Source organism: Cedecea selenatireducens (assembly GCF_042138895.1).
GTDB lineage: Bacteria > Pseudomonadota > Gammaproteobacteria > Enterobacterales > Enterobacteriaceae > Cedecea > Cedecea selenatireducens.
Map to the genome: position 1 here is coordinate 1 of NZ_JBHIKW010000044.1, position 250 is coordinate 250.

Sequence of the window (250 nt, forward strand, 5' to 3'; positions counted from 1 at the left end):
CTTGTCCAGCGCGAGGGTGGAGTTTGCTTTCACCGGCGCGGCGGCCGTGATGTCAAACGGCGCAGACTCCACCGTACCGTCAGACACCGTCATCGAGGCCTTCAGGCCCGGGCCGGCGGTGGTGGCGGTAAAGGTAGCACTGTAAGTGCCGTCCTGATTGTCAGTCCAGCTCCCCTTCAGCGTCGCCCCGCCCACCACCGTGGTCTGCACCACGGCGGCCTGCCCGGCCACCGGGTTATGCTGCGCATCC

The 250-nt window shown here is 67.2% G+C and carries 1 protein-coding gene; it reads right to left on the reverse strand.

The window, feature by feature from the left end; all coding sequences use genetic code 11:
* Positions 1 to 250 (reverse strand): hypothetical protein (locus tag ACE38U_RS22405; RefSeq protein ID WP_375530541.1); only part of this gene is annotated, 250 nt, incomplete at both ends.